A 2,476-nucleotide genomic window follows, 5' to 3' on the forward strand; every position below is an offset into this window, starting at 1 on the left:
CAGTGGAGCACGAATAAATGTTACAAAACGACCGTTGCGGCTACCATGGCGAAGATAGAGTCCCGCGCTCCATCGACATCGCCGGACGGATCAGCGAAGCTAGGTAACCAGACTTCCGTGGCGGACCGATTCTAGGGATGTGCTAAAATGAGAGACGGCCAGGTCACCGCAATCGAGCCCGTTTTTCGTAGGTCCTCATATTGCCAGGACCGAGGCTGTGTAGAAGTTGCCGTCGAGGCGGGCGCGGTGCTGGTCCGCGACGGGAAGAACCCGGATCAACCCGCCCTGCGATTCTCGGCGGAGGAGTGGGCCGCCTTTACGGCTGGAGTGCGCGCAGGCGAGTTCTGACAACCGCACCGGAGCCGCGTCGATTCATAGTGTGGCCCCCACAGAACCCGTCGCTCGGCGTCCCGGCTTCCTGTTACACTCCTCGCAACTGCAGGTGGCAACGAAGGAGCTGGGTCGCAGAGAATGTTGGCGTGGGGTCAGCATCGTGACCGCGCCTCGATGGCGGGTGGAATGAGTGGGGGTGATTCCGGCGCGGTCCGATGGGGCGTGTCTGATGGAACCTCGCGCTCCAGCTCGCAATGATCGTCTGGGTGCCGCCAACCGGATGGTTTTCGGCGGTAACCGCAGCCGGCACAGCGGTGTACGAAATCGCTCTCGCCGAGCCGCCTCTCATCGTTGTCGTACACGTACTTATGATCACCGCGATCGGCATCCCGCCTGGAGCCAGGAGTACTGCCGGGCGCGTGGGTCGACTACTGCCGACCGCCATTTGGTGGTCGATTCCGTTACTTGCCACGCTCGTCCAGCTTGTGCATGTCCGGTACGGAGACACGTGGGACCTCATGTTCATCTCCGGGCTGACTGCCTTGGTCGTCGGCGTGGCCCTCACGGAGACGATTCCGGAGAGGTTCACCGAGGCACTCGGTCGGGTCTGTGACCGGCGGGTTCTGTTTCTGACGCCTTCCCAGCAGCGGGCGGTGGTGGACAGGATCAGCCGGCGGGCCCGCCGGTACGAGCGGGTCGGTGCTGTCATCGTCGGATCAGCCGTCTTTATAGGTTGGGTGGTATTTCTACTGACCGATCCGCAGCCGGTCTACGGCGACCGTCACCGGATCTGGGCGGTGCTGATGGAGACGTTCGCCGCGGCGATCGCGGGCTCCCGCCTTGGTCGAATGGCTGCCTACGGAGGCTACTGGCGGGCAGTGCACGAGGAACAGGCTCGGCTACTCGTCAGGGAAAACCATCCCGACGGCGTCGGAGGTCTCAGTCCGTTAGGAAGGTTTTGCTTCTATCAGTCACTGGTTGCAAGTATCCCAGCATTCTTCCTGGCGTCGTGGTGGTTTCTGATCCCTCTGTTGCCCGCCTATGCGGCGTGGCGGAATGTTTACGTCGCACTGCTGCCATTAGCAATCTTGTTCGAGATCCTGGCATTTCTGGTTCCGATGCTGGCGGTACATGCGGCGATGCGACAGGAAAAGCGTCGACTGCTGCGGTGGGCGGACCGGACATCGACGACGATCGATCGGCTGAATCGGAGACGGGCATCTTCGATGCTGACAGCGGACGATCGGGCTGAACTGGCCGATCGGCTGGCTGTGCTCATGGAACTACACGGCCGGTTGGAAAGGATGCGGACATGGCCAGCGGACACCGGTGTGCGTCGCTGGTTCAGTTTGAACAATGCCTTGGCGTTCCTGCCCATGGTCGGCTTCTTCTTGGAGAGCGGCGGGATCTGGCAGCCGCTTATAGACATCGCAGGCGCGTTGCGCCGGTAGCACGCCCAGCCAGCCTGGTTCTATAACATCCAGGAGGATCGGGCGCACGACAGAGGATCGGGCGCACGACAGAGGAGCATGATGTCGGCCATTTCTCCGATCTTGTCCGGCAGGCGTCTGGCTTCGCACGCCTCGGTCTAGCTGATCGGCGGGGGTCTGTGTGGCGGGCCGCCGCCAGCGCTGTTTTGACCGGCGTCGGTGTCGGTGTGGGTCAGCGGCTGACGACCGTGCTGCCGCGACGGTGACAGGCGTCGTGAGGACCCTTCTCCGACCAACGAGCGCCGCAGCGGACGACGGGGGACGGGAGTGCGTCCCGCTCCGGTGTGGAGCCGCCGGACGTCCGCCCGGCGTGAGGAGGAGCTGCTGACACCGACCTGAAGTTGATCTGAAGATAGTTGTGGAACAACGCTATCCAGTCGGCCAGTACGAACGCGCATGGTGGCGGCGTGGCGTGGGCGCGCCACGCCGGGTGGGCGAATCAACGTCGGCGAAAGCTGGGCGGGCAACGAGACCGGAGGTGTCTGGAGGCCATCCGGCCGGGCCCACCTTTCTGCTATGACATTGGACACAAGCAGCGATCCGCATCGACGTTCAGAACCGTCTACCCCCGCGACCTGGCCACGACGACGGTCAGGTGGCCCGCGCCGGGGACGGCCGTGACGACTGTCGGACATCCGTCATCGGGGGCGACC

The 2,476-nt window shown here is 63.5% G+C and carries 2 protein-coding genes; both read left to right on the forward strand.

Going from position 1 to position 2,476, the window contains the following annotated elements; all coding sequences use genetic code 11:
- Positions 1-147: 147 nt before the first annotated feature.
- Positions 148-348, forward strand: coding sequence for a DUF397 domain-containing protein (locus tag AC08OV_RS12280; protein ID WP_476614718.1), 201 nt, complete (start codon positions 148-150; stop codon positions 346-348).
- A 251-nt stretch (positions 349-599) separates the two neighbouring features.
- Positions 600-1,784, forward strand: a complete 1,185-nt coding sequence (locus tag AC08OV_RS12285) for a hypothetical protein (protein ID WP_476619688.1) — start codon at positions 600-602, stop codon at positions 1,782-1,784.
- The last annotated feature ends 692 nt before the right edge of the window (positions 1,785-2,476 follow it).

Source organism: Frankia sp. CeTa3Moorea, assembly GCF_978021225.1.

Excerpts from the sequence above, each read along its gene's own strand:
- AC08OV_RS12280 (WP_476614718.1), top strand. The coding sequence starts at position 148 with ATGAGAGACGGCCAGGTCACCGCAATCGAGCCCGTTTTTCGTAGGTCC.